Origin of the sequence: Mesorhizobium sp. LNJC391B00 (assembly GCF_000502535.1) — a bacterium.
Taxonomy (GTDB): Bacteria; Pseudomonadota; Alphaproteobacteria; order Rhizobiales; family Rhizobiaceae; genus Mesorhizobium.
Genome location: NZ_AYWI01000008.1, coordinates 216,319 through 241,242, shown reverse-complemented (window position 1 = coordinate 241,242; position 24,924 = coordinate 216,319). Strand labels below are relative to the sequence as shown.

Sequence of the window (24,924 nt, the reverse complement as noted above, 5' to 3'; positions counted from 1 at the left end):
CAGTCATTTTTTTGCTTTGTCGAAGGCCTGGCCGATGTCGGCCCAGAGGTCTTCGACGCTTTCCAATCCGACATTGAAGCGGATGGTTCGGGGGCTGACGCCGAAGCGCGCCATCGAATTGAGACCCGGTGTCTGCTCGAGCGAGGCCTTTGCCGGCACGACGAGGCTTTCATGACCGCCCCAGCTGACGCCGATGCGGAAAAATTTCAGCGCATCGACGAAAGCGGGAATGTCGACATCCTCCGTCACCTCGAAGGAGAACAGCCCGGCATAGCCGGCAAGCGTCTTCTTGCCGGGATGGTTGGAATAGGCGGGATGATTGACCCGCTCGACCTTGTCATGCGCCTTCAAGCGCTCGGCGATGATGAGCCCGCTCTTCATGTGATGCGGCAGTCTCAGCGGCAGCGTGCGCAGGCCGCGCAACAGCAGCCAGCCCTCGAAGGGCGACAGCTTTGCGCCAAGCTGCGAGTAGGTCTGGTCGTTGATGTGCTTGATATGGGCGGCCGAGCCCGCCACCACACCGGCGACGGTATCGCTGTGGCCGCCGAGATATTTCGAGGCCGAGTGCAGCACCAGATCGACGCCGTGCAGGATCGGCTTCTGGAACACCGGCGTCGCCCAGGAATTGTCGATTGTGGTGACGATGCCCTGCTCTTTCGCCAGCCGCGTCAGATGTTCGAGATCCTGCAGCTCGAACATCATCGAGGTCGGGCTTTCCAGGTAGAGCAGTTTCGCACCGGGAAGTGCCGCGGCCACCGCATCCGGATCGGAGCCGTCGACATAGTCGACCTTGATATGCAGGCGCGGAAACAGCCGCTCGAACAGTCGGTAGGCGTCGCCATAGCAATTGCGCACCGCAAGGATGCGTTCGCCTGCGCCGACGAAAGCCAGCAACGTCGCGCTGATCGCAGCCATGCCGCTCGAAAAACCACGTGCGGCTTCAGCACCTTCAAGCGCTGCGACGCGCGACTCGAATTCCATCACCGTCGGATTGTCGCCGCGCGAATAGATCGGCTGTTTCCTGCGCCCGGCAAAGGTGTCGGCCATGTCGGCATAGCTGGCGAAGGTGAACAGCGAGGTCTGGTAGATCGGCGGCACCACCGCATTGCCGGGGAACGGGTCGTCATGCGCCAGAAGCGTCGCCGCCTCGGCGAGATAGTCGCTGCCGGAAATGCCTGGGTCGAAGCTGTGCTCGTTCATGTGCGGACCGAAAGTTTGAGGTTGGCGGCGCCGCGCTTCAAATCGTCCTCGACCGTGGCGATCAGCTTCAGCGCTTCGGCCCGGGCGCCTTCCGGATCGTGCGCGGCGATGCAGTCGAACATGGTGCGGTGGTAGGGAAAGCTTGCGTGGCCGAAATCGCGCACGCCGAGCGGATGTTCCCAGAAGCGGTGGAACAGTTCGTGCATGGCGGCAATAATCTGCTCGAACAGCGGATTGCCGCAGGCGCGGTAGATCGCCTGATGGAATTCCCAGTCCTCTTCCGACGACATGCCGGCGCGGCTGAGAAACTCTTCCTCCATGATGTCGAGCTTGCGCTCGATCTCGGCGAGGTCGTCCTTGTCGGCGCGAATGGCGCAAAGGGCGGCGGCTTCCGCTTCCAGCGCACGGCGGATTTCCAGCGTGCGCATCAGGCCGGTGAAATCATTGCCGCCGGCAAGCGTCAGCGGCATGTGCAGCATGTCGAGCGAGACGGCGGCCTTGAGATAGGTGCCCGAGCCCTGCCGGCGCTCGACCAGGCCAAGCCCTTCCCAGCGCGTCAGCGCCTCGCGCACCGTGTTGCGGCTGACCTTCAGACGCTCAGCGAGGATGCGTTCGGTCGGCAGCCTCTCACCGGGTTCCAGCTTCTCGCGCATGACGAAGCCGGCCAACGCCTTCAGCACCGCGTCGTCGCGGGCCGTCGTCTGGATCGGCGGAAGGCTGAATTCGGTCACCGGGGCTATTACCGAAGTGGTTCAATGGTCCAACCAATTTCTGCACAGACGAAGGGACCTGTCAACAGTGGAAACGCAGCAAGGCCGAAGGGCCAGGGGATGCACCTTCGGCCTTGCTGCTTCAGCCGTGGATGCGCGCTGGCGCAGCGGCGGCGCGAGCCTCGCGCCAGCGAGCGAAGATTGCCTCGCGAACCCGCCTCGAACCAGAGAGGCGCTTTTTTGCCTGCGCCAGCACCGCAGGCGACGCCTCGGCGGGCGTGCCGGACCGAAAGGGAGGAGCCGGGGCGTATTCGAGCGAGAGCTGCACGATCTCGGCCTCCTCCTGTCCAAGCAGCCTCGCAACCAGCGCCAGGCCGAAGTCGATCCCCGAAGTGACGCCGCCGGCGGTGATGAGCTTGCCGTCTTCGACGATACGCTCGTCGACCGGGATCGCTCCGAACTCCTCAAGGAAATCATGCGCATACCAGTGCGTGGTCGCGCGCTTGCCCCTCAGCAGTCCGGCCGCCCCAAGCACCAGGGCACCGCTGCAAACGGAGGTGATGTAGCGCACCTGCCCCGCGCGCTCCCACACGAAATCGAGGACTGTCTGGTCCTCCAGCAGCGCGTTGACCCCGCCCCCGCCAGGAATGCACAGCACGTCGAGGGGCCGGCAATCGTCAAAGGTCGCGGTTGGCGTCAGCGAGAGGCGCGTCGATGACGTCACCGGGTTGCGATCCTTCCAGATCAGTTCCACCTCGGCATCCTTGGCCGATGCCAGGACTTCGTATGGGCCGGTGAGGTCGAGTTGTTGGACGTCGGGGAATACGAGGATGCCGAAACGAAGGGGCATGGAAATCTCCGTGGGTTGACTTCCGGCAATCTACGGCATCATGGTTTGGCACGATTGCCATTCATCCCTCGCTTCGGGCCAAACCAATGCGCCGTATCGAAGTACTTGCCTATCCCGACATCCAGCTCCTCGACGTCAGCGGACCGCTGCAGGTCTTTGCCAGCGCCAATGATTTCAAAAGGCAGGCCGGCGAACCGGCTCCTTACGAGGTCGTGGTCGTCGCCGCCTCACCGCGCATCCGGACATCGGCCGGTCTCGTGCTGGAGGCAGCAGTGCTGCCAACCCACGGAGGTAAGATCGACACGCTGCTTGTCCCCGGAGGATGGGGCGTCAACGCGGCCTGCGACGATCCCGTGCTGGTCCAGTGGATCGCCGGTCGCTCGCGCGATGCCACCCGAACCGCTTCCGTCTGCAGCGGCGCCATGCTGCTGGCGACGGCTGGCCTGCTCGACGGCCGCCGCGCGGTGACCCATTGGGGACGCTGCGCGGAGTTCGCCCGGCGCTTTCCCGCGGTCCGCCTCGAACCCGATCCGATCTTCATCCGCGACGGCAATGTCTGGACATCCGCCGGCGTAACGGCGGGGATCGATCTCGCCCTCTCCCTCGTCGAGGCCGACCTTGGCCGGCACACGGCGCTTGCCGTGGCGCGCGAATTGGTGGTCTTCCTGAAACGTCCCGGTGGCCAGGCGCAGTTCAGCCAAACCCTCAAGCTGCAGCAAGGCGACGGGCGCTTCGACCGGCTGCATGGCTGGATCCTCGAAAATCTGGCCGGCGACCTGTCGCTCACGCAGTTGGCCGACCACGCCAATATGAGCCCGCGCAGCTTCTCGCGGCGCTATCGCGAGGCCACGGGCCGGACACCCGCCCGCGCGATCGAGGAGATCCGGATCGAGGCGGCGCGACGGATGCTGGAGCGGGGCCAGCCCGTCAACCAGACGGCCCGCCGCTGCGGTTTCGGCTCGGAAGAAACCATGCGGCGCGGCTTTCTGCGCGTGCTGGGCACCAATCCGCGCGCCTATCGCGAGCGTTTCTGATCGCGACTGCTTGCGCCATTAGGCCGGCGGTCGACGCCGTAGAAATAGAGCCTCTCCAGCGTTCAGGCGGGATGCTGTAGCTGGCTGAGCCCGCCATCGACGACGAGGGTCGCCGCGTTCATGAACGGGCACTCCTCAGAAATCATGAACACAGCGGCCAGCGCGATCTCGCGCGCCGAGGCGATGCGGCCGCCGGGATGCAGCGCCAGCGTCTTGGCGCGCGCCGCAACCGGATCGGCAAAACTGTTCCAATAGTCGGTCGCCTTCTGCGTCTCGACATAACCGGGCGCCAGCGCGTTCACGCGCACGCCCTGCCCGGCATATTCCAGCGCCAGCGACTTGGTCAGCCCAAGCAGCGCGTGCTTGGCCACGGGATAGGGGAAGGTATGAGGGATGATGGTGAAGCTGTGCGTCGAGGCGATGTTGAGGATCGCGCCACCGCCATTTGCGATCATTGCCGGCAGCACCGCCTTGGCGCAGTTCCAGGCGCCTTTGACGTTGACATCGAAATTGCGATTCCACTCCTCCTCGGTCGCCTCGAGCGGCGTCGAGAACACATTCATCCCGGCATTGTTGATCAGCGCGTTGATCGGCCCGATCGCGTCGGTCGCCCGGCTGACGGCAGCGGCAATCGCGGCCCCGCCGCTGATGTCGCCTGCGGTATGTCCGACATGGCCCTGCGGTGCGGCAAGGCCGGCGACCGTTTTGTCCAGCAGCGCGCCGTCGCGATCGACCAGGAACAGCTTTGCCCCTTCGGCCAGGCAGGCCTCGGCGATGGCAAGCCCGATGCCTTGCGCGGCGCCGGTGAGGAAGATGCGTTTGCCGGACAGGCGCTCAGCCATGGCTGTCACTCCACTGGAAGACGGATCAGCGCCGGCCCAGTGCCGACGAACGCAGATTGTCGAGCAAAACGGCAAGCAGCAGGATCACGCCGCGCACAATGTACTGGTAGAAGGCTGGGATGTTGAGCAGGTTCATGGCGTTTTCGGCAATGCCCATGATCAGCACGCCGACGATGACGCCCGACATGGTGGCGCGGCCGCCGGCAAGCGAGACCGAGCACGCAGGCCGAGATGACCGAGAGTTCAAGCCCGACCGCCGCATTGGGCTGGCCCGACGTGATGCGCGACGCCAAAAGGATGCCGGCGATGCCACAGACCACGCCTTGCAGAGCAAAGATCCAGATGCGCGTCCAGTCGACATTGACGCCCGCCAGGCGCGAGGCCTCCGGGTTGCCGCCGATGGCCAGCGTGTTCTTGCCGAAGACGGTACGATTGAGGACAAAACCGAAGATGCAGAACAGCACGGCCAGGACCCAGACCGGCGTCGGAATGCCGAACAGCTTGGATAGCGCCAGCTGGTAGAAATCCGGGCTGTTGATGCCGACGGCGCGGCCATCGGATGCGATCAGCGCAAGGCCGCGCACGATCTGCATGGTGGCAAGCGTCGTGATCAGCGCGTTGATGCGGAATTTGGCGATGACGACGCCATTGATGAAGCCGACCAAGGCGCCGCAGGCGATTGCCGCGAGAAGCCCGAGCAGGATCGAACCGGTATAGTTCGACGCCATTACCGCGACCATGCCGGCAAAGGCGACGATGGAGCCGACCGAGAGGTCGAAGTCACGCGCGGCAAGGCAGAACATCATCGTGCAGGCGACAATGCCGACGGTGACCACCGACTGCAGCAGGCCGAGCATGTTGCGGTCGGTGAGGAAGTTCGGCACCAGCAGCGACACCAGCACGAAGGCGACGATGAAGATGACGACGAGGCCCTGTTCGCCGAGCAGGATCTTCTTCAACTGATCGGTCATGGTAAAGATCCTCAGGATGCGATCGCGTCGGGGGTTTTCTGATCGGGAAGAGCAGCGGCCAGGATCGCTTTTTCGGCGAACTGGTCGCGGGCGAGTTCGGCGCTGATGCGCCCGCCGCACATCACCAGGATACGGTCGCAAATGCCCATCACTTCCGGCAGTTCGGACGAGACGACGACGATCGCCATGCCGTCTTCGGCAAGCTGGTAGAGCAACTCGTAGATTTCCGCTTTGGCGCCGACATCGATACCGCGTGTCGGCTCGTCGACGATAAGCACGCGCACGCCCTGCTCCGACAGCCAGCGGCCGAGAATGACCTTCTGCTGGTTGCCGCCGGAGAGGTTGATGATGTCCTGCTTGCGCGACGGCGTGCGCACCTTGAGTTTCTTGATGAAGGTCTCGGCGGCGGCGATCTCGCTGGCGCGGTTCAAGATTCCGAAGCGCGTGTGATGACGCCGCGACGAGATGTTGATGTTCTCCTCGATCGAGCGGCCCTGGATGATGCCGTCATGCTTGCGGTCTTCCGAGCACAAAACGATGCCGGCGCGGATCGCGTCATGCGGATCGGTCGCATGAACGACCTTGCCGTCGACGCTGATGGTGCCGCCTGAGCGCCGGTCGGCGCCGAAGACCAGCCGCATCAGTTCCGAGCGCCCCGCGCCGATCAGGCCGAAGAAGCCGACGATCTCGCCGGCCCTTGCCTCGAAGCTGGCAGGCGTCGTCAGTTTTACTCCGGAAACAGCGTCGACCTTCAGCCGGACATCGCCGGCCGGGCGTGGGCGAAACCCCCAGACATCGGAGATTTCGCGGCCGACCATTTCGGCGACCACCTGGTCGCGTGTGACGTTTTTCAGCGACGCATGGTGCGCCGCGAGCTTGCCGTCGCGCAGCACGGTCAGGCTGTCGCAGAGGCGGAACACTTCGTCCAGCCGGTGCGATACATAGATGATCACCTTGCCCTCGCCGCGCAGGCGGTCGATCAGGGCAAACAGGATTTCGCTTTCGCGCGACGACAATGACGAGGTCGGCTCGTCCAGAGCGATGACGCGCGCGTCGAGCATGATCGCCTTGGCGATCTCGACCATCTGGCGCTCGCCGATCGACAGCGTCTTGACCTTGCGGCTGATATCGATGTCGATGCCGGCTGATTTCAGCTTGGCGCCAACATCGTCCAGCATCCTGGCACGGGCGATGATGCCGGCGTTGGCGGGGAAGCGGCCGAGGCTGAGGTTTTCGGCAACAGTGAGCTCGGGAACCAGCTGCAGTTCCTGGTGGATGACGATGACGCCATTGTCGAAGGCATCTCGCGTCGTTGCATAGGCTTGCATCTTGCCGTCGATGAGGATCTCGCCGTCATCGGCATGCTGGTCGCCGGACAGGATCTTGATCAGCGTGGATTTGCCGGCGCCGTTCTCGCCCATCAGGCCGTGCACGGCGCCCTTGTCGACGCCGAACGAGACGTCCGACAGCGCCTTGACGCCCGGATAGGTCTTGGTGATTTCCGAGAAGTCGAGAAAGGACATGGGGCGCCTATCCTTTTGCCATGCCAAACAGGCGGCGACTGTGAGCCGCTGCCTGTTTGTACAGGGAGGATTATTCGATGCCGAGACCCTTGCGGACCGTCTGGTAGTCGCCGCGCTTGGCCAGCGCACCGGCGGTCAGGATGAGCTTCTCGGGTTCCTTGTTGTTGGCGACCCAGTCATACATGTTGAGCGCAGTCTCGTAGCCGTGACGCTTCGGCGAGATGATCACCGTGCCGACGAAGCCGGTGGCGGTCGGCTTCTTGAACTCGTTGATCGCCGAATCCGCGCCGCCAATGCCGACGCCGATCACGTTTTCGGCCGGGATGCCGACGCTTTCGGAAGCACGAACGGCTCCGAGCACGGCTTCGTCGTTGAGGCCGAAGGAGACCCACTTCTTGATGTCGGCATGGGCGTTGAGCACCACCGTCGCCGCATTCAGCGCAGCCTCGGTGTCGGTCTTGGCCTGAGGTGCGTCGAAGATGTTCTCGGCCTTGAAGCCGTTGGCCTTGAGCACCGAGATGGCGCCTTCGACCCGGTCGACGGCGGTCGGCAACTGATCATAGGAGACGCGGATGGCGCCAACCTCGTCGGCCTTCCAGCCGCGCGCCTTCATTTCGTCGACGATCGCCTGGCCGACGGCCTCGCCGATCTTGGTCGCCGAAATGCCCATATGCGGCACGTCTTCCAGGGCCTTGCCGTCTGCGCCGACCAGACGGTCGTCAACGGTCATCAGCTTGAGATTGTTGGCGGCGGCCTTGGCGACGATGCCGGGGCCGAGTTTCACATCAGGTGTGCAGACGATGAAGCCTTGCGCGCCCTGCGCGCCGAGATTGTCGATCGCCGACATCAGCTTCTCACCGTCCTCGGCGCCGATCTTGACCAGGGTAAAACCCTTCTCCTTGGCGGTCTGGTCGGCGAACTTCCATTCGTCCTGGAACCACGGCTCCTCGGGCTGTTTGACGATAAAACCTATCTTGGTGTCCTGAGCATATGCAGCGATGGTCGTGACGGACAGCACGGCAAGCGCGCCCGCGACGAGCGCGGTCTTCAGAAGTCGCATGATTACCTCCCAGCGATGGCCGGGCGCTCAGCCCGGATGCAGAGTCTCTAATTCTTTTTATCATACTCGTCAATTGATCTGGTATGATAATTGAGCTACATGCTCTGACCAGGGATCGCTGGCGCAAATCATCCGCATCCGGTAAGGCCGGGGACGCGAGATCAGTGGTTTCGCCGCCTTGGAGGAGGGCTGAGGTGACCGAAACTTCGAAGAAGGCATCAGGCGACACCCGCCGCCCGCGCGTCATGCCCGATGTGACCAAGGCGCTTGCCTCAGACATCTTTTCCGGACGCTATCCCGCCGGCTCGTCCCTGCCGACCGAAAACGAACTCGGCGTCGAATATGGCGTCAGCCGCACCGTCATCCGCGAGGCGCTGAAGGTGCTGGCCGCCAAGGGGCTGGTGCTGTCGCGACCGCGCATCGGCACGGTTGTATGTGAACAGGACAACTGGAACATCATCGACCCGCAGGTGCTGGCCTGGCACGCGCCGCATGCGCTGGACGACAAATTGTTCGACGCCATCCTCGAAACGCGCCGCGCCATCGAACCTCTGGTAGCTGAACTGGCGGCGACTCGTGCGACGCTGCAGGAGATCGCCGATCTCGAAGCCGCCTGGCGCGGCATGGCCAATGCCGGCGAGGATCTCGCCGCCTTCTCGCGCTCGGACATCACCTTCCACCAGATCGTCTATGCCGCGAGCCACAACCCGATCTTCCGCCAGATCGGCAATCTGATCGACACCGGGCTGAAATTCTCGCTCGAAGCAACGGCGACCATTTCGCTCGCCCGGCGCATGGAAGCGGTGGCGGCGCACCGTGAGGTGGTCGAGGCGCTGCGCATGCGCGATGCCGCGGCGGCGCGTGCGGCGGCAGGCCGGATCCTCGACCTTGCGGCGCGCGACCTGGTCAGCGCCAAGAAACTCAAGAACAACTGAGACCAGCATGAAAATCATCTCGCTCACCACCTACATCGTCCCGCCGCGCTGGCTGTTCCTGAAGATCGAGACTGATGCCGGCGTTACCGGCTGGGGCGAGCCTGTGGTCGAAGGCCGTGCGCTGACGGTCGAGGCAGCGGTCAAGGAACTTGGCGATTATCTGATCGGCAAGGACCCGCGCCTGATCGAGGACCATTGGACGGTGATGCATCGCGGCGGCTTCTACCGCGGCGGGCCGATCCTGATGAGCGCCATTGCCGGCATCGACCAGGCGCTGTGGGACATCAAGGGCAAGGCGCTCGGCGTGCCTGTGCACGAACTGCTCGGCGGCAAGCTGCGCGACAGCATCAAGGTCTATTCCTGGATCGGCGGCGACCGGCCGGCGGAAGTGGCTGATGGCGCCAGGGAAGTGGTGGCGCGCGGTTTTCAGGCGCTGAAGATGAATGGCACCGAGGAACTGCAGATCGTCGACAGCCATGACAGAATAGATGCGGCTGTCGAACGAGTCGCCATGGTGCGCGAGGCCGTTGGGTCCAACATTGGCATCGCCGTCGATTTCCACGGCCGCGTCCACCGGCCGATGGCGCGCATGCTGGTCAAGGAGCTCGAACCCTACCGGCTGATGTTCATCGAGGAGCCGGTGCTCAGCGAAAACCGCGAGGCGCTGAAGGAGATCGCAGCGCTGGGCTCGACGCCGATCGCGCTCGGCGAGCGTCTTTACAGCCGCTGGGATTTCAAGTCGGTGTTCGAGCAAGGCGCCGTCGATATCATCCAGCCGGACCTGTCGCATGCCGGCGGCATCACCGAATGCCGCAAGATCGCGGCGATGGCCGAGGCCTATGACATTGCGGTGGCGCCACACTGCCCGCTCGGGCCGATCGCGCTTGCCGCCTGCCTGCAGCTCGATGCCGTCAGCTACAACTGCTTCATCCAGGAACAGAGCCTCGGCATCCACTACAACGCCGCAAACGATTTGCTCGACTATGCCGCCAACAAGGACGTCTTCCGCTACGAGGATGGCTATGTCGCAATCCCCGATGGTCCCGGCCTCGGCGTCGAAATCGACGAGGACTACGTCAAGGAACGCGCCAAGGAAGGCCACCGCTGGCGCAACCCGGTCTGGCGTCACAAGGACGGCTCCTTCGCCGAGTGGTAGCTCGGCCGACCTTGCGGCCAGGCCTTCAGGACCTCGGGTTCGATTTCGCGGTGGCGCCAGCGTAACGCAGGCCTCTGATGGGCCGCAGCGCCGAGCACCAGCGCATGGGAACCGTCGGCGCCGGCAAGCCGCAACTCGCTGACCGCCTGGGTTGCCGCAAGCGATCGAAAGCAGTCGCTATCCATGGAACATGGCGGATGTCCTGTTCTCATCGACCTTTTCTTGGCCCGCCAGCCGCGTCACCTGCCCGCGGCGTGCCGGCCTGCGTTCCTGCCGGAGAAGATGCAGCTGCCGAGAAATGTCCCTTCCAGCGCATTGTAGCCGTGATAGCCGCCGCCACCGCCGCCGGCCACCTCGCCTGCCGCATAGAGCCCGGCAATGGGTTCGCCATTGCCGTCGAGAACCTGCGAATTGAGATTGGTGTGCAGGCCGCCAAGCGTTTTGCGCGTCAGGATGTTGAGGCGCACCGCGATCAGCGGCCCGTGCCTGGGATCGAGTATCTTGTGCGGCTTGGTCACCCGGAAGATCTTGTCGCCAATGTAGTTGCGGGCGCCGCGGACGGCTGTGACCTGCGCATCCTTGGTATAGGCATGGTCGACCTCGCGATCGCGCGCCACGATCTGCGCCTTGAGCCGGTCGTAGTCGAGCAGATTGTCGCCTGACAGCGCGTTCATGCCGGCGACCAAGTCGGCCAGGTTGTCGCGGACGACGAAGTCCTCGCCCTTTTCCAGGAACGCTGCCACCGATGGTGGCGCCTTGCCGCCGCGCCGGTTCTTCAGCACGGCCCGCCAATCCTTGGCCGTAAAGTCTAGGTTTTGCTCCGAACCCGACAGCACGAACTCCTTCGAAGCGATCGTCTTGCTCAGCACGAACCAGGAATAATCGTGTCCCGTCGACAGGATACGCTTCAAGGTGCCAAGCGAATCGAAGCTCGGGAAGAACGGCGCCTCCATGCGTTGTCCCAGAGCATCGAACCATAGCGGCGACGGCGCCGACAGGATGCGGATGCCGTGGTTCGGCCAGATCGGATTCCAGTTCTTGATCCCCTCGACATAGTGCCACATGCGGTCGGCGTTGATGACGGCCCCGCCGGCGTCCTGGGTGATCGCCACCATGCGGCCGTCGACATGGTGCGGCACGCCGGCAACCATACGCTTCGGCGCTGGCCCCAGCCGCCGGACCGGCCAGACCTTGCGAACCAACTCATGATTGCCGCCGATGCCGCCGGAGGTGACGATCACGACACCGGCCGAAAGGTCGAAATCGCCGACGGCCGTGCGGCTCGACTGCTTGCCGCGCTCGACATCGGATGCCTCCAGGATTTCGCCCGCGACGCCGGTGACCGCGCCGTTGGTCTTGATCAGCCGGCTGACCTGATGACGGAATTTCAAAGTGATCAGCCCTTTGGCGACGTGCTCGCGCACGCGCCTTTCGAACGGCGCGACCACGCCCGGCCCAGTGCCCCATGTCAGGTGGAAGCGCGGCACTGAATTGCCGTGGCCATTGGCCAGCGCGCCGCCGCGCTCGGCCCAGCCGACCACCGGCCACCAGCGCATGCCCATGGCGTAGAGCCACGGCCGCATCTCGCCGGCGGCGAAATCGACATAGGCTTCCGCCACTTTCCTTGGCCAATGGTCCTCGGGCCGGTCGAACTGGGCAGAACCCAGCCAATCCTGCCAGGCGAGGTCGCGGCTGTCCTTGATGCGCAGGCGGCGCTGCTCGGGCGTGTTGACCAAAAACAGGCCGCCGAGCGACCAGAATGCCTGGCCGCCGAGAAAACCGCCACCCTCTTGCTCGACGATGATCACGCGCTTTCCGGCATCGCCGAGTTCCGCGGCTGCGGCCAGGCCGGCCAGCCCGCCGCCAACGATGATTGCGTCCGCGTCAGCCATTGTCGTAGCTCCTGTGCCGGCTTTTGTTTTCGAGATCGGATGCTCGTTGCTAGCCGCGCAGCGCGTTCCAGATAATGCGCGGCAGCTTCAGGAGGCTCGGCTGGTAGTTGAACTCGGTGATCAGGCGGCCGACCATGTGTGCCCCTTTGTGGGTCAGGAACCAGGCCGGCTTCGGCATGATGCGGAACGGCGCTTCGAGCACGCTGCGTTCCGGTCTGTCGAACAAATAGGTGTTGTGGACGACGCCGATGCCGCTCTGCACGTCGTCGAGCGTGTGGCCAGGGAAAGCACCCCAGGTCGAGCGCAGCAGCGCGAACAGAACGCCGCTCCAGGAATTGATGCCGATGCCGCCATAGCGCAGTTCGGCAATGATTTCCTCGAAGCGCTGCCGGCCGATCTCGGCGATTGTCCTGGGATGGATGAGGATGTTGGCGGCAAGCGTGCCGTGCAGCTTTTCATTGGCGTAGGCGACAGCGGCGCGCAGATAGGATTCCGCATTGCCCGCCGGCAGCCGCATGACGCTGAGCGCCGGCGCGAACACCTCGGCATTTTCGAGATAGGTATCCGTGCCCGGCCGGAACGGCACCACCACGCAGGCCGGCCCGCCGGGCCGCTCGAATTTCTGTACGCTGTCGGCATGCGCCTCGAAGGCGGCGAGGCGCTCGGTCGCGCCGGGATAATAGGCCGGGCGCGACGGGGCTTTCTGCATCACCTTTTCGAGTGCTGCCAAAAGCGCATCGGATTTGCCCCAGCCTTCGGGCAACACGAGCATTTGGCAGGCGATGCAGTTGAAACCGGAATTGTTGAGCTTTTGGGTAGCGATCAGTTCGGCGTGGTAGGCGATATCGGCATCCGACCACGCACCGGGCACCACGATGGTGGGTGCCACGCCGCCAAGCTCCGAGGTGATACGCCGGCTGTTGCGTGGCGTGCCCGCCGCCTTGTTCTTGCGGCCCTCCTCGCCAGGCCCCCAGACGATCGCGTCATGCGAGGCGGCGGCACCGGTGATGTGGATGTCGTCGACGAGATCGTGGTTGCACAGATACGCGCCGACATCGGCGCCACCGCGCACGATGCGCAGCGCACCGAATTCGATCAGCGGCCGCAGCGCCGGCCGCAGGAAATCGATCAGATAGTCGTTGACTAGGTTCATCTTGAGCAGAACCACCTGGTGCTCGACCAAAAGCTTGTGCAGGCAGTCGAGCGGCGCGATCGAGGCGACGTTGCCGGCGCCGAGCACGAGGCCGATCTTGCCCTTGCGGCTGGTGCGCGGCGCGTCATAGGCCGAGGCGGTGTTTGCGGCGAGGTTCGCCTTGGTCACGCCGGGCTGCATCCAGATCTCGGCCTTCAGCCCGGTGAACAGCACCTTGTCCCAGAGCGAATTCGGAACCACCGTCACAGCCACCTGTCCGTTGGGCAAGGTGCGAACCGGCAGACTGTCAAGGAACTTCTTGCCCTCCATCAGGCTCAGCGTGTGGATGAACTGGTTGCAGCCATCCATCAGCGCCGCCGGGCCAGCCAGCCATTCCTCACCTTCCAGCGGCGAGCCGGTCGGGATGCCCTTCTTGCGCGTCGCGGTTTTGACCCACGCCTCGGCGACCTCGCGGATGTGATCCTTGNCGCAATTCCGGACGGAAAACCGCTTCACACTTTTCCTGGAATTGCTCTACGAAAAACGGCAGTGCGGCCCATTGCTCGACGAATTTCCCGCCGGAATAGACCTGGATCGAACCGAACTGCTGTAGCACGAATTCGCTCTGCGTCGGACGCAGGAAGGCGTAGTCGTCAGGCCCGACATTGACGTTGTCGGGCAGCGCCATGAATTGCTGATTGGTCGAAAAGCCGAACGTCTTGTCGGTCTTCATCCCCACGGGATGGACGGGCTTCGCCATCCATTTTCCGCCATAGAGAAAACAGCCGCGCCGCGGCAACAGCCCGAGCTTCTGCAGCAGCCAGGAGCGCTGGTCGAGGCCCGGCGCCTGGACATCGACCACTTTCAGGATCGGCGTCGCGATGAATGCGGCAGACCGCAATTGGCTGAGGCTCGGCACATCGAAATCGGTCGGCAGCATAAAAGCCGATCCGATGGACAATTCATTGGCGCCGACCCAGCTGTCATAGAGCAATGCGGTGCTGCTGCCGCCAAGATTTAGGATCTTGCGCTGGTCGGCGGCAAGGCAAGCGACATACTGGCGAAACAGGCTGATCGCCTTGACGCGCGCCTTGGCCGGTCCTCCCAGCAGTTTGGGGATATGGCCGATATGCGCCTCGTAGGCCATGACGCCTTCGCATTTCAGCCGCGGGTAATTCGCCAACGCGGAAACTGCCCGGGCCAGTGAGTCGGGATCGCTGATACCGCCGCGATGAAGGCCGACATCGACCTCGAAGCAGACGCGCAGCTCGCGGTCGAGCTCGGCGGCAAGCGAGCCATAGGCGGCCAGCCGCTCCTCGGTATCGATCAGCCAGACGATGCGCGACGTAGCTTCGCCGAGCCCGGCGAGAACGCCCTTCGTCAGCGCGTGCCTGGCGCCGGCAACCGGCATCGGCTTGCCCAACAGGAGATCGACTTGGGGAAACACTTTCAGCATCTCGGCGCTGATCGGCAGATGAAAGGTCATCAGCCTGTCGGTCGCAAACGCCGCGCGGATATGGTCGATCAGCGGCAGGCATGGCAGCGACTTGTCGACGAGGCGCAGATCGAGGCCCGTGGCGAACTTCGCCTTGATCGCAGCGATGTTGTGATCGAGCCGGTCGAGATCGAGCACCAGGCAAGGCTGAAAGATCCCGGCTGCCCTGAGCGCGCCCGACATTTCCGCGAAATAGGTGTCGGTCAGGCTCATGCCGCGACGCCGAGCAGCCTGGCAATATAGGGCGACACGAAGCGGTTGTCCGGGTCCATCTCGCGGCGGACCGCCATCGCATCGTTCCAGCGCGGATAGAGCGCGCTCAATTCCCTTGATGTCAGGCTGTGCATCTTGCCCCAATGCGGGCGGCCGCCGCGCCTCCTGAAGATCGGCTCGGCGGCGTTGAAGAACGCCATCGGATCGCGCTCGACGCCGTGATGGATGGCGATGGAACAGGTTGGGCGCTTGTAGAAGGGGCTGAGCCAGACATTGTCGGGCGCGACGACGCGCACCTCCATCGGAAAATAGACCTCTGGAAACCGCGTCTCGAGCAGCGCAATGATTTCGCTGAGTGCGGCCGCCCCTTCCTCGAACGGCAGGTGGTATTCCATCTCGTTGAACTTGACGTTGCGCTCGGAGGTGAAGACCTTCAGCCACTCCTCGATATAATCCTCGGCCGGCACCTTGGCGAAGGCCGAGCCGATGAGACGGCGGCGCAGCCAAGGGAGCCAGCTGAGATAGTCGCGCAGTTTTCTCAGCGTCGTCACCGCATCGTCGTCTTCCGTCGGCGGACGCACCGTCGCCGGCGCCTCGGTGATGTCGCTGGCAATCAGCAGCGCCTGGCCGGAAAACGGCACATAGTAGAACTCGGCCGAACGATGCGCCGTCATGGTGCTTTCGAATTGCGCAAGCACATCGGCAATCGGCGCCGTCCAGCGGCGGTGCCGCATCCGGTAACTCGCCACGTTGCGGATCGTCACTTCGGTGACGGCGCCGAAAGCGCCGAGCGAAGCGCCCATGGCTTCGATCATGTCGGGGCTCTTGGCACGGTCGAACTCTTTCACGGCGCCACGCCCGTCGACGATCTGCATCGCCTCGAGCTGGGTATGGTAAGCGCCGAGCGTGATGCCCGAGCCGTGGGTGGCGGTGCCCAGCGCCCCGCCGAACGCCTGCTTGTCGATGTCGCCCATGTTCGGCAGCGCCTGGCCGACGCCGTGCAACAGCTTTGCCAGCGCGCCGATCTTGGTGCCGGCGCCGACCCGCGCCGTCAGTTTTTCGGGATCGTGCGACCTCAGGCCCTCGAAGCGGTCGAGCGACAGGATGGTGCCGTCATTCTTGACCAGCGGCGTAAAGGAATGGCCCGTGCCGACAAATCGAACTGGTCCCGGCGCGTTGCGAATGGCACCACTCAGCTCATCGAGACTCTGCGGTTCGGCAAAAGCCTGCGGCGTGGCCGTGACATAGCCCGACCAATTGCTCCACTGGCTGATAGCCTCTCCCACGATGCCTCCCTGGGGCGCCGGCTTTGCCGGTCTTTCTCCTAGCGCTAGATAATATGATACATAGTCAGCTTTTTCGGATATGATACATTGTCAGCTTTCTGTCAACCTGGCAATCGGAGGTGTCTTGCGTCCGCGCCGGCCGCATTATCTACAGCGACGCACGCTGAGCCGGCGTCGGCATTGAACGCAGTCGTTGCCCCTTCAAGCCAGCCCAAACGTTTCCACGGCCCGCATGATGCCGCGCAATTCGGCCAAGCCCTTCAGGCGGCCGATCAGCGAGTAGCCGGGATTGATCCTTGTCTTGCCGATATCGTCGGCGAGCAGGTGGCCATGGTCCGGCCGCATCGGGATTTGCCAGTCGGCGCGGCCCTCCTTGCGGCGGCGCGCCTCCTCCTGCATCAGCGCCAGGATGACATGCGCCATGTCGGTGCCGCCTTCGAGATGCTCGGCCTCGTAGAACGAGCCGTCATCCTCGATGGTGATGTTGCGCAAATGGGCGAAGTGGATGCGGTCGGCGAATTCCTTGACCATGGCGACGATGTCGTTGTCGGCGCGCGTGCCGTAGGACCCGGTGCAGAACGTCAGCCCATTGGCCTGGCTGTCGACGGCATTGAGAATGAAACGCGCATCCTCGGCGGTCGAAACGACGCGCGGCAGGCCGTAGAGCGAAAACGGCGGATCGTCGGGGTGGATACACATGCGCACCCCCTCCTCTTCCGCCACCGGAATGATCTCGCGCAGGAACCACGCGAGGTTGTCGCGCAACTCCTTCGGCCCGATCCCGTCATAGTCCGCAAGCGCCTCGCGAAAACTGTCGCGGTCATACTTGCGCTCTGTAGCCGGCAGGCCGGCGATCAGATTGCGCTCGATCTGGTCGATCTTCTCGGGCGGCAATTCCTTCAGCCGCGCTTCCGCCTGCGCAATACGCGCCGGCGTGTAGCTGTCAGCTCCGTTCTTGCGCTTCAGCACGAACAGATCGTAGGCGGCGAAATCAACGGCATCAAAACGCAGGGCGTAGCCTGTCGTCGGCAGACGGCAGGCTAGATCGGTGCGGGTCCAGTCCACCACCGGCATGAAATTGTAGCAGATCGTGGCGATGCCGGCCTTGGCCAGCGCGCGGATCGAATCGCGGTAATAGCCGGCATAGCGCTCGCGTTCCTGCGCGCCGATCTTGAAGGAATTGTGGACCGGAATGCTCTCGACGACCGACCAGGTCAGTCCTGCTTCCTGGATAATGCGCTTGCGCTCCAGCACTTCGGCCTCAGGCCACGCCCGGCCGTCATAGATATGGTGGAGCGCCGAGACCACGCCGGTGGCGCCCGCCTGCTTGACATGATCGAGCGTCACCGGATCATCGGGCCCATACCAGCGCCAGCATTGTTCCATTTTCGGCTTTCCTTCTGCGAGAGGTTGGCAACTTATTGTTGGACCTCGATGGGAGTCGATAGAAAATGGAAGAGTTTTTAGAAATGATGGATTTCGACGGCAAGGTCGCCCTGGTGACGGGGACGACCGGCATTGGCCTGGCAACCGCCAGACGCCTTGCGGCCGGTGGCGCCGCAATAATCGCCTGCGGCATCGACCGCAGCGCCAATGCGGCGATGAAAGCGCAACTGGAAAGCGCTGGAGCTGCGGTGCTGGTCATCGAAACCGATGTGTCCATCTCCGACCAGGTGCGCGACGCGGTGGCGGCTGGCGTCGCAAGGTTCGGCGGCCTTGATGTCATCGTCAATTCAGCCGCCGTCCATCCCTATGGCACGGCGACGACCACCGACTGGGAAACCTGGAACCGAACGATGACGGTCAATGTCGGCTCGATCTACCTGACCGCGCATTTCGGCATTCCGGAAATGATCAAGCGCGGAGGCGGCGCCATCGTCAACGTCGCCTCGGTGCAGGGCTTTGCCTGCCAGCAGAACGTCGCCGCCTATGCCACGACCAAGGGCGCCATCCACACGCTGACGCGCTCGCTGGCGCTCGACTACGCGGCATCAGGCATCCGCGTCAATTCGGTCAGCCCGGGCTCGATCCGCACGCCGATCCTGGAGAAGGCTGCGCGCGGTGACGGCGGCAGCGATGCCGATGTCGAAGAGGCCTACAAGCGCTTCGGCGCGGCGCATCCGCTCGGCCGTATCGGCGAACCGGAGGAAGTGGCGGAACTCATCGCCTTCCTGTGCTCGTCGAAGGCCGGTTTCTGCACCGGCGCGGACTACAGGATCGATGGCGGCCTGACGGCAGGTATTGGCGTGAAGTAGCGCTATCATGGCGTTCTGCGCGCTTGCAGGCAATCGGTGTCCGACCGCGCTACAGCTTCCACATCCGCTTGGCATTGCCCGACAGCAGTTTCGTTCTCTCCTCAGGACTTGCTCCAGCGATCAACGCATGCGTCGCCGCCACCCAGGTCGCAAGGCCACCGCCAAGCGTGCACACCGGCCAGTCGCTGCCCCACACGACGCGGTCCCAGCCGAAGCAGCCGATCGTGTGCTCGACATAGGGGCGCAAGGTCTCGACTGTCCATGAGCCGGCATCGGCATAGGCGACGACGCCGGAGATCTTGCCGATGACATTGGGACGCCGCGCGATCTCACTCATATGCTCGCGCCACGGATGTTCCGCACTGGCCTTGATGTCGGGCACGCCGCAATGGTCGAGCACGAACTGCACATCCGGCGCCAGATCGGCGAGCGCAACCGCCCTTGGAATCTGATGCGGCAGGACGACGAAGTCGAAGGTCAGGCCTGTGCCGGCAAGCCGCTTGATGTTTTCGCGAAACAGCGCGCTGTCCGAAAGCTCGTCCGGCATGACATGCAGCACGCGGCGGAACCCCTTGACGAAGGGATCGGCTTGCTGGCGCTCGAGATAGGCGGCGAAGCCGGCCTCCTCCGGACGGCAGGAGGCGATCGCCCCGCGCAACAGCGTGCCCTTTTCCAGCGACTGCGCCTTCACATGGCTGGTCTCGGCCTGGATGTCGGCTTCATCGACGTCGACCTCCATATGCAGCGCGACCTCGATGCCGGCGCGGCGGGCCTGGATCGCATATTCTGCGTGCGGGAAATGGCGGTTGAGCGCCGGCTCGCGGCTGAGCCAGGGATAGCGCAGCGCCGACAGGTCGATCAGGTGCAGATGAGTGTCGATGATCATGGCTGTCCTCCTCGGTGATTTCAGATCATCGCCAAATGCCTAAACCCAGCGCATGGACATACTCTGGCTCAGCCCCGCTTCGGGATCTCTTTGTCCTCGAGCAGCAGCGTCAGCCCCATGGCCACGAAATAGAGCGCCGCCACCCAGATGAACATCACGTTGAAGCCACTGGAGTAATGGTCGAGCACCACTTCGCGGATCGCGCCCGGCAGGCTCGATGCGAGGTGCGGCGTCAACCCGTTCAGGCCACCCGGCAGCAGGGCGGCGGCGTCTGCAGGAAGCTCGGCTGTCTGCCGGTTCAGCGCCCAGATCATCACCGCGCCGTTCAGCGCCAGTCCGAGCGATGCTCCGAGCGTCCGCGCCTGGGTGATCAGCGATGTCACCGCGCCGATATCCTGCAGCGGTGCTGCCGCCTGGATCGCCACGATCAGCACCTGGAACTGCAGACCCATGCTGATGCCGAACACTGCCATCATCGTCGCCAGCACCCAGATCGACGTGTGCTGGTTGGTGAGGACGAAGCCCAGCATCAGAAACCCGCCAATACCCATGGCGACCACCGGCATCCATTTGTAGCGGCCGGTTGCCGCGATCACCCGCCCGGCCACGATCGAGATGACCATCGATGTCAGCGACGCCGGCAGGAACAGGAAGCCGACTTCGGCCGGGCTGAGACCCGTCAGCGTCTGCATGTAGAGGGCGAAATAGAAGAACATGCCCAGCGTCACCGTTCCGGCGACCAGCGACACGCCCGAGACGATGCTGACCGTCGAATTGCCGAACAGCCGCAGAGGTACGATCGGCTCTTCGGCCCGCCGCTCGACCATGACNGACGATGCTGACCGTCGAATTGCCGAACAGCCGCAGAGGTACGATCGGCTCTTCGGCCCGCCGCTCGACCATGACGAACAAGGTGATGGCGCCTAGTGCCAGCAGCGGCAGCGCGAAGGTGATGAGGTCCGGTCCGCTGGGGTCGAGCACGTGGTAGCCCCAATAAACAATCGCCGTCGTGCCGGTGGCGAGCAGCGCGCCGCCGAGATAGTCGATGCGGTGCCGTTTTTCGTTGAACCGGCTGCGCATGGCGAAGGCCAGCACAGCCAGCACGATGATCCCTATCGGCAGATTGACCAGGAACACCCAGCGCCAGCCGAACAGGCCGGTGATGTAGCCGCCGGCCAACGGGCCGAGCACTGATGACAGCGCGAACACCGCCGAACTGTAGCCCTGGTATTTCGCGCGGTCGCGCGGCGAAAACAGTTCGCCGATCATGGCGAAGGCCGAGACCATCAAGCCGCCACCGCCGATGCCCTGCAGCACGCGCGCGGCGATCAGGCTCTCCATCGACCAAGCCATGCCGCAGACCAGCGAGCCCACCAGGAACAAGCCGATCGCCGTCAGCACGACATTCTTGCGGCCATACATGTCGCCAAGCTTGCCGTAGAATGGCGAGACCGCGGCGGTCGAGAGCAGGTAGGCGGCACCGACCCAGCCAAACAAATGCAGATTGCCGAGTTCGCCGGCAATGGTGGGCAAGGCGGTGACGACGATCTGCATGTCGATGGTGGCCATGAACATGGCGACCAACGCGCCGAAATAGACGATCAAGGTCGTAAGGTCGGGCCTGGCTTGGGCCTCCACGGGCCGCGCATCCGGCAGCGTCTGCTCGACAGTCATCGGTGTCTCCGTAACTTGGGGCGCGATTTATGTGCCCGCAACCAGGAGGTGTCAACCAGATATGTGCGCGTAGCATATAATTGACATCTACATATAATCTTGCTAACGCGCTATGGGATGAGCAGCAACGCATCCGGCAGTCCGGACCGATTTCCAGCCCTGTTCCAGACGCGCGGCGACCGGGATCTCGCCGATCTGGCGCGCGGCAGCGGCCTGTCCGAACCGGCGGCCGAGGCCGTGGCCGCCATCGATGCGGTAATGAGCAAGGTGCGTCGCTCTATCCAGCGCCGCAACTTCGGCCGCATGATCCTGGCGCGCGTAGACCCTTCGCTGGAAGTGAGCCATCTCGATGCGATCGGCGCCATCGCGAACAATCCGGTTTTCAGCGATAACCAGCAGGACGAGGTGACGGTTGGCGTCATCGCCGAGCGCCTCGAGATCGACCCGTCGCGCGCCAGCCGCATCTCTGCCGACCTCGTCGAGCGCGGCTATGCGTGCCGTGTCGCATCGCAACGCGATGCCCGGCGCATCTGCCTCAAACTCACCGCCAAGGGCGAGCGCTTGGTGGCGGCGGTGCGCCAGACCAAATGGCGGATTTTCGCCGGCTCACTGGCACAATGGGATGAGCAGGACCTGGTAACGTTCGCCACCTTGCTGGAACGCTTCGCCGGTTGGACCATGGACGAAACCGGGATGAAAAGATCTGCCGACGCCGTCAAGCAGTTGATGGACGAGATGCTGCCCGAAACGAAATAGGCGGCACCGCGTGGACGCTAACCCATGTATGCGAGCCCTTCGATAGCCCTTGCCGCTCAGGTCGCGTCGGATCGTTATCGGTCGAAGAAACCGGCGTCCTCTTCCGCAAGGTACTTCTTCGCTGCTTCGGCATCGATGTCGACACCCAGTCCCGGCGCTTCGAGCAGGTCGATCATGGAGTCCTTCACGATCTGCCCCTTGGGCAGGCCGATGACGATGTCCTCCCACCACGGGTCGGAGGCGCTGGGATATTCGAAGGCGATGTAGTTGGCCGGCAGCGTGGCGCAGACATTGATCAGCGCGCCGAGGCCCAGCAGGCCGTTCGCCGTGCCGTGCGGCGCCATCATGATGGAGTGCATATAGGCGTGTTCCGCCACCCATTTGAGCTCGGCGATGCCGCCGATATCGGCGGGGTCCGGACCGATGACACGGACCGCCTGGGTCTCGATCAGTTCCTTGAAGTTATGGCGCAGGTAGATCTGCTCGCCGGTGTGGATGGGGGTGGACGTCGATGTGGTGAGTTCGCGGTAGGCCTGCGGATTGACCCACGGCACGTAGTCGCCGGTCAACATGTCCTCCAGCCACATCAGATTGTATTTTTCCACCGCCTGCGCGAAGCGGATGGCGTCCGGCAGGAACCAGCCGGGGCCGCAATCCAGCGCCAGCGAGACCTTGTCGCCGAGCACCTCCTTCATGGCGATGACGCAGTCGATCATATGCGCCATGCCGCGCTCGCTGATCTGCCCCTGGTCCATCGCGCCGTGATAGGTCGGCGGCTGGCGCACGCCGTAGTGGAAGTCGGGCACGGTGGTCTTCATGTTGGAATGGAAGGAGATGCCCTGCTTGACCATGAAGAAACCTTCCGGCCGCTCCATCATCCATTTGACGTCGGCCGCGTAATCCTCCGGCCTGTCGCCGGTGCGCTTCTTGCGGATGGAGCCGTTGTAGACCCGCACCTTGTCGCGCACCTTGCCGCCGAGCAGCTTGTAGACCGGGACGCCGGCGGCCTTGCCGGCGATGTCCCACAGCGCGTGCTCGATGGCGCTGACGGCGGCGCCGTAGGGCTTGAACGAGCCGCGCTGGCGGATCTTCAGCATGCAACGTTCCACATCGGTCGGGTCCTCGCCGATCAGCGCGTCGCGGAAATGCAGCACCCAAGGTTTCAGATAAGGCTTGGTGTACTCGACCTCGCCGAGGCCATACAGGCCCTCGTCGGTAACGATGCGCACGATGGGGTGCCTGCCGATGACGGCGCACCTGAGATCGGTGATCTTCATGATGTCCTCTATTTCACCGACGAGAAGGCGGTTGGCGCGAGAAACTGGCTGGAAATATTGGCCAGGATCGGGCCATCGCGCTCGGACTCGTCGCGGACCTTGAGCCATGCCGGATCGGTGGTGAAGGCCTTCCATCTCACTTCGCGTTCGGCAAGGGATTCCCAGGCGACGAAATAGGTCAGTCGATTGCTGTTTTCGCCGACCACCGTGGTGAAGAACCCGGCTTGGCGGATGCCGTGTCTATCCCACAGCGCCAAGGTATGGTCGTTGAAACGCTTGAGCAGCGCCGGCAGCTGGCCCGGCACGCAGTCGTAAATGCGAAGTTCGTAGATCATGGTCCATCCTTCTGTTCACCTCTCCCTCCGAGGAGAGAAGTGTAGAGTCAGCTCCAGGTGCGGTCCCAGGAATATTCGTCGTCCCAGTGATCGGTCGGTTGCCAGATGCCGGTGACGCCGGGCTGCAGGTGCTGGCTGATCACTTCGTCGACGATGTCGTCGATGCCCAGACCAGGCTTGTCGGGCACGGTGATGAAGCCGTCCTTGACCAGCGGCTTGGGCAGGCCGGTGACGATATCGTCCCACCAGTCGACTTCGACGCTGTGATATTCGAGCGCCATGAAGTTTTCCGTCGCCACCGCGACATGCGCGGCGGCCATTGCCGCGATCGGGCTTTCCGCCATGTGAATGGCCATGGCGACGCCATGCTCCTGCGCCGCGTCGCCGATCTTCTTGGTCTCGAGAATGCCGCCGGTGGTCAGCAGATCCGGATGGATGACCGAGATGCCGGCGTTGAGCAGCGGCTCGAAGCCTTCCTTGAGGTAGATGTCCTCACCCGTGCAGATCGGCACCGAGGTCGCCTGCTGCAACTGCCGATACTGCTCGGTGTACTGCCAGGGGATCACGTCCTCGAGCCAGGCCGGTGCGTATTTCTCGATCCGCCGGGCCAGACGGATGCCGTCCTGCAGCGAGATGTGGCCGACATGGTCGATGGCGAGCGGGACCTCGTAGCCGATCACCTCGCGGACCTCGTGGATATATCGATCGAGCAGGTCGAGGCCCTTTTCGGTGAAATGGAGGCCGGTGAAGGGATGCGGCACGTTCTGCGCATCATAGGCGGCGTTGCGCGCCCGGCGCTCGTCCAGCGTGCGTGCCGGGCCGCGAGCGGCATGGCTGCGGAAACCGTCGAGCACGCCGGCCGGCGCCACCACTGCGCCCGGGATATGGGAGATCTGCGCCAGCCCGAGGTCCATCTTGAGGAAGGTGAAACCGAGATCCATCCGCGCCTTGAGCCGCTTTCCGGTCTCCGTGCCGCTGGGCTTGTCCGCATCGGTGTCGCAATAGACACGCACCTTGTCGCGAAACCGCCCGCCCAGCATCTGGTAGATCGGCACGCCGTACGCCTTGCCGGCGAGGTCCCAAAGCGCGATCTCGACTGCCGAGACGCCGCCACCTTGCCGTCCATGGCCACCAAATTGCTTGATGCGCCGGAACAGCCGGTCGACGTCGCAAGGGTTCTCGCCCAGCAACCGGCTCTTCAGCATCAGCGCATAGGTCGCGCTGGCGCCGTCGCGCACTTCGCCCAGGCCGACAATGCCCTGGTTGGTGTAGATCTTGATCAGCGCGGAGGTGAACGGTGCGCCGACGATCTCGGCGACGCGCAGGTCGGTGATGCGCAGGTCGCTCGGCCTGGAGTTCGTATTTGCCCGATTGAGCGCCTCGCCGGCGCTACCCGTCTTTGCCATGGCTGATCCTCGTTCTGATTGGTGGCGCCCCGCACG

Annotated in this window: 21 protein-coding genes and 2 pseudogenes; 5 read left to right on the top strand and 18 right to left on the bottom strand. The window is 63.8% G+C overall.

The features are described from left to right. Positions 1-3: 3 nt before the first annotated feature. The 3 genes from X750_RS144360 to X750_RS144370 form a co-directional block, all read right to left on the bottom strand. Positions 4-1,200: a PLP-dependent transferase gene (locus X750_RS144360; protein ID WP_023712132.1), complete on the bottom strand. Its 1,197-nt coding sequence runs from the start codon at positions 1,198-1,200 to the stop codon at positions 4-6. Further along, positions 1,197-1,931 carry a FadR/GntR family transcriptional regulator gene (locus X750_RS144365; RefSeq protein WP_023668124.1) on the bottom strand — a complete coding sequence of 245 codons (735 nt, stop codon included), beginning with the start codon at positions 1,929-1,931 and terminating at the stop codon, positions 1,197-1,199. Before X750_RS144365 ends, X750_RS144360 begins: the two co-directional genes overlap by 4 nt. A 121-nt stretch (positions 1,932-2,052) precedes the next feature. Further along, the gene (locus tag X750_RS144370) at positions 2,053-2,760 is read right to left on the bottom strand and encodes a DJ-1/PfpI family protein (RefSeq protein WP_023691357.1); all 708 of its coding nucleotides are present in this window, start codon (positions 2,758-2,760) and stop codon (positions 2,053-2,055) included. 86 nt (positions 2,761-2,846) lie between these two features. Between X750_RS144370 and X750_RS144375 the strand changes: the two genes are divergently transcribed. Beyond that, the gene (locus X750_RS144375) at positions 2,847-3,794 is read left to right on the top strand and encodes a GlxA family transcriptional regulator (RefSeq protein ID WP_023702129.1); all 948 of its coding nucleotides are present in this window, start codon (positions 2,847-2,849) and stop codon (positions 3,792-3,794) included. Positions 3,795-3,856: 62 nt separating this feature from the next. Here X750_RS144375 and X750_RS144380 read toward each other — a convergent pair whose 3' ends face one another. The 4 genes and pseudogenes from X750_RS144380 to X750_RS144390 all read right to left on the bottom strand — a co-directional run bounded on the left by X750_RS144380 (position 3,857) and on the right by X750_RS144390 (position 8,190). Then, positions 3,857-4,636, bottom strand: coding sequence for an SDR family oxidoreductase (locus X750_RS144380; RefSeq protein WP_023748104.1), 780 nt, complete (start codon positions 4,634-4,636; stop codon positions 3,857-3,859). A gap of 25 nt (positions 4,637-4,661) precedes the next feature. Next, a pseudogene (araH, locus tag X750_RS01000000163205) lies at positions 4,662-5,607 on the bottom strand (L-arabinose ABC transporter permease AraH). A gap of 11 nt (positions 5,608-5,618) precedes the next feature. Then, positions 5,619-7,130 carry an L-arabinose ABC transporter ATP-binding protein AraG gene (gene araG, locus X750_RS144385; RefSeq protein WP_023748103.1) on the bottom strand — a complete coding sequence of 504 codons (1,512 nt, stop codon included), beginning with the start codon at positions 7,128-7,130 and terminating at the stop codon, positions 5,619-5,621. Positions 7,131-7,200: 70 nt separating this feature from the next. Beyond that, complete coding sequence (locus X750_RS144390) at positions 7,201-8,190, bottom strand: arabinose ABC transporter substrate-binding protein (RefSeq protein ID WP_023748102.1); 990 nt, start codon at positions 8,188-8,190, stop codon at positions 7,201-7,203. 245 nt (positions 8,191-8,435) lie between these two features. On the opposite strand from X750_RS144390, the gene X750_RS144395 reads away from it, so the two are divergent. Further along, complete coding sequence (locus X750_RS144395) at positions 8,436-9,125, top strand: FadR/GntR family transcriptional regulator (protein WP_245259915.1); 690 nt, start codon at positions 8,436-8,438, stop codon at positions 9,123-9,125. A 7-nt stretch (positions 9,126-9,132) separates the two neighbouring features. Then, positions 9,133-10,281: a galactonate dehydratase gene (dgoD, locus tag X750_RS144400; protein ID WP_023714596.1), complete on the top strand. Its 1,149-nt coding sequence runs from the start codon at positions 9,133-9,135 to the stop codon at positions 10,279-10,281. Between the two features lie 239 nt (positions 10,282-10,520). On the opposite strand, the gene X750_RS144410 is transcribed toward dgoD, so the two are convergent. From X750_RS144410 to uxuA, 5 genes are all read right to left on the bottom strand, one after another. Continuing rightward, positions 10,521-12,173 (bottom strand): FAD-binding dehydrogenase, encoded by a 1,653-nt coding sequence (locus X750_RS144410; protein ID WP_023691361.1) that lies wholly within the window; start codon positions 12,171-12,173, stop codon positions 10,521-10,523. Between the two features lie 49 nt (positions 12,174-12,222). Next, a complete protein-coding gene (locus tag X750_RS0133315; RefSeq protein WP_023748101.1) occupies positions 12,223-13,821 on the bottom strand; it encodes an aldehyde dehydrogenase family protein in 1,599 nt (532 codons plus the stop codon). Continuing rightward, positions 13,703-15,013: an alanine racemase gene (locus X750_RS144415; protein WP_156932422.1), complete on the bottom strand. Its 1,311-nt coding sequence runs from the start codon at positions 15,011-15,013 to the stop codon at positions 13,703-13,705. Before X750_RS144415 ends, X750_RS0133315 begins: the two co-directional genes overlap by 119 nt. After that, positions 15,010-16,299 carry a D-arabinono-1,4-lactone oxidase gene (locus X750_RS144420; RefSeq protein ID WP_023704655.1) on the bottom strand — a complete coding sequence of 430 codons (1,290 nt, stop codon included), beginning with the start codon at positions 16,297-16,299 and terminating at the stop codon, positions 15,010-15,012. Before X750_RS144420 ends, X750_RS144415 begins: the two co-directional genes overlap by 4 nt. A 201-nt stretch (positions 16,300-16,500) precedes the next feature. Then, positions 16,501-17,685: a mannonate dehydratase gene (uxuA, locus tag X750_RS144425; protein ID WP_023704654.1), complete on the bottom strand. Its 1,185-nt coding sequence runs from the start codon at positions 17,683-17,685 to the stop codon at positions 16,501-16,503. Positions 17,686-17,768: 83 nt separating this feature from the next. On the opposite strand from uxuA, the gene X750_RS144430 reads away from it, so the two are divergent. Further along, on the top strand, positions 17,769-18,554 hold the full coding sequence (locus X750_RS144430; RefSeq protein WP_023681201.1) for a glucose 1-dehydrogenase: 786 nt from the start codon (positions 17,769-17,771) through the stop codon (positions 18,552-18,554). Between the two features lie 49 nt (positions 18,555-18,603). Here X750_RS144430 and X750_RS144435 read toward each other — a convergent pair whose 3' ends face one another. From X750_RS144435 to X750_RS1000000167080, 3 genes and pseudogenes are all read right to left on the bottom strand, one after another. Further along, a complete protein-coding gene (locus tag X750_RS144435; protein WP_023748099.1) occupies positions 18,604-19,440 on the bottom strand; it encodes an amidohydrolase in 837 nt (278 codons plus the stop codon). A gap of 68 nt (positions 19,441-19,508) precedes the next feature. Then, positions 19,509-20,267, bottom strand: coding sequence for an MFS transporter (locus tag X750_RS1000000167085; RefSeq protein ID WP_245271887.1), 759 nt, complete (start codon positions 20,265-20,267; stop codon positions 19,509-19,511). A gap of 82 nt (positions 20,268-20,349) precedes the next feature. Beyond that, positions 20,350-20,994: pseudogene (locus X750_RS1000000167080) on the bottom strand (MFS transporter); the annotation flags it as partial. 237 nt (positions 20,995-21,231) lie between these two features. On the opposite strand from X750_RS1000000167080, the gene X750_RS144440 reads away from it, so the two are divergent. Then, a complete protein-coding gene (locus X750_RS144440) occupies positions 21,232-21,870 on the top strand; it encodes a MarR family winged helix-turn-helix transcriptional regulator (RefSeq protein WP_023704652.1) in 639 nt (212 codons plus the stop codon). A gap of 74 nt (positions 21,871-21,944) precedes the next feature. Here X750_RS144440 and X750_RS144445 read toward each other — a convergent pair whose 3' ends face one another. Genes X750_RS144445 through X750_RS144455 form a run of 3 tightly spaced genes read right to left on the bottom strand, consistent with a single transcriptional unit; the run spans position 21,945 to position 24,888 of the window. Then, positions 21,945-23,147, bottom strand: a complete 1,203-nt coding sequence (locus tag X750_RS144445; protein WP_023748098.1) for a mandelate racemase/muconate lactonizing enzyme family protein — start codon at positions 23,145-23,147, stop codon at positions 21,945-21,947. 8 nt (positions 23,148-23,155) lie between these two features. Beyond that, complete coding sequence (locus tag X750_RS144450) at positions 23,156-23,482, bottom strand: NIPSNAP family protein (RefSeq protein WP_023748097.1); 327 nt, start codon at positions 23,480-23,482, stop codon at positions 23,156-23,158. Between the two features lie 47 nt (positions 23,483-23,529). After that, a complete protein-coding gene (locus tag X750_RS144455) occupies positions 23,530-24,888 on the bottom strand; it encodes a mandelate racemase/muconate lactonizing enzyme family protein (protein ID WP_023748096.1) in 1,359 nt (452 codons plus the stop codon). Between the last annotated feature and the right edge of the window lie 36 nt (positions 24,889-24,924).

Coding starts and splice junctions, on each gene's coding strand:
- X750_RS144410 (WP_023691361.1), bottom strand. CDS start 12,173: ATGGCTGACGCGGACGCAATCATCGTTGGCGGCGGGCTGGCCGGCCTG.
- araG (WP_023748103.1), bottom strand. CDS start 7,130: ATGTCCTTTCTCGACTTCTCGGAAATCACCAAGACCTATCCGGGCGTC.
- X750_RS144430 (WP_023681201.1), top strand. CDS start 17,769: ATGATGGATTTCGACGGCAAGGTCGCCCTGGTGACGGGGACGACCGGC.
- dgoD (WP_023714596.1), top strand. CDS start 9,133: ATGAAAATCATCTCGCTCACCACCTACATCGTCCCGCCGCGCTGGCTG.
- X750_RS144380 (WP_023748104.1), bottom strand. CDS start 4,636: ATGGCTGAGCGCCTGTCCGGCAAACGCATCTTCCTCACCGGCGCCGCG.
- X750_RS144445 (WP_023748098.1), bottom strand. CDS start 23,147: ATGAAGATCACCGATCTCAGGTGCGCCGTCATCGGCAGGCACCCCATC.
- X750_RS144450 (WP_023748097.1), bottom strand. CDS start 23,482: ATGATCTACGAACTTCGCATTTACGACTGCGTGCCGGGCCAGCTGCCG.
- X750_RS144360 (WP_023712132.1), bottom strand. CDS start 1,200: ATGAACGAGCACAGCTTCGACCCAGGCATTTCCGGCAGCGACTATCTC.
- X750_RS144435 (WP_023748099.1), bottom strand. CDS start 19,440: ATGATCATCGACACTCATCTGCACCTGATCGACCTGTCGGCGCTGCGC.
- X750_RS144395 (WP_245259915.1), top strand. CDS start 8,436: ATGCCCGATGTGACCAAGGCGCTTGCCTCAGACATCTTTTCCGGACGC.
- X750_RS144440 (WP_023704652.1), top strand. CDS start 21,232: ATGAGCAGCAACGCATCCGGCAGTCCGGACCGATTTCCAGCCCTGTTC.
- X750_RS144390 (WP_023748102.1), bottom strand. CDS start 8,190: ATGCGACTTCTGAAGACCGCGCTCGTCGCGGGCGCGCTTGCCGTGCTG.
- uxuA (WP_023704654.1), bottom strand. CDS start 17,685: ATGGAACAATGCTGGCGCTGGTATGGGCCCGATGATCCGGTGACGCTC.
- X750_RS144370 (WP_023691357.1), bottom strand. CDS start 2,760: ATGCCCCTTCGTTTCGGCATCCTCGTATTCCCCGACGTCCAACAACTC.
- X750_RS144375 (WP_023702129.1), top strand. CDS start 2,847: ATGCGCCGTATCGAAGTACTTGCCTATCCCGACATCCAGCTCCTCGAC.
- X750_RS144455 (WP_023748096.1), bottom strand. CDS start 24,888: ATGGCAAAGACGGGTAGCGCCGGCGAGGCGCTCAATCGGGCAAATACG.
- X750_RS1000000167085 (WP_245271887.1), bottom strand. CDS start 20,267: ATGGTCGAGCGGCGGGCCGAAGAGCCGATCGTACCTCTGCGGCTGTTC.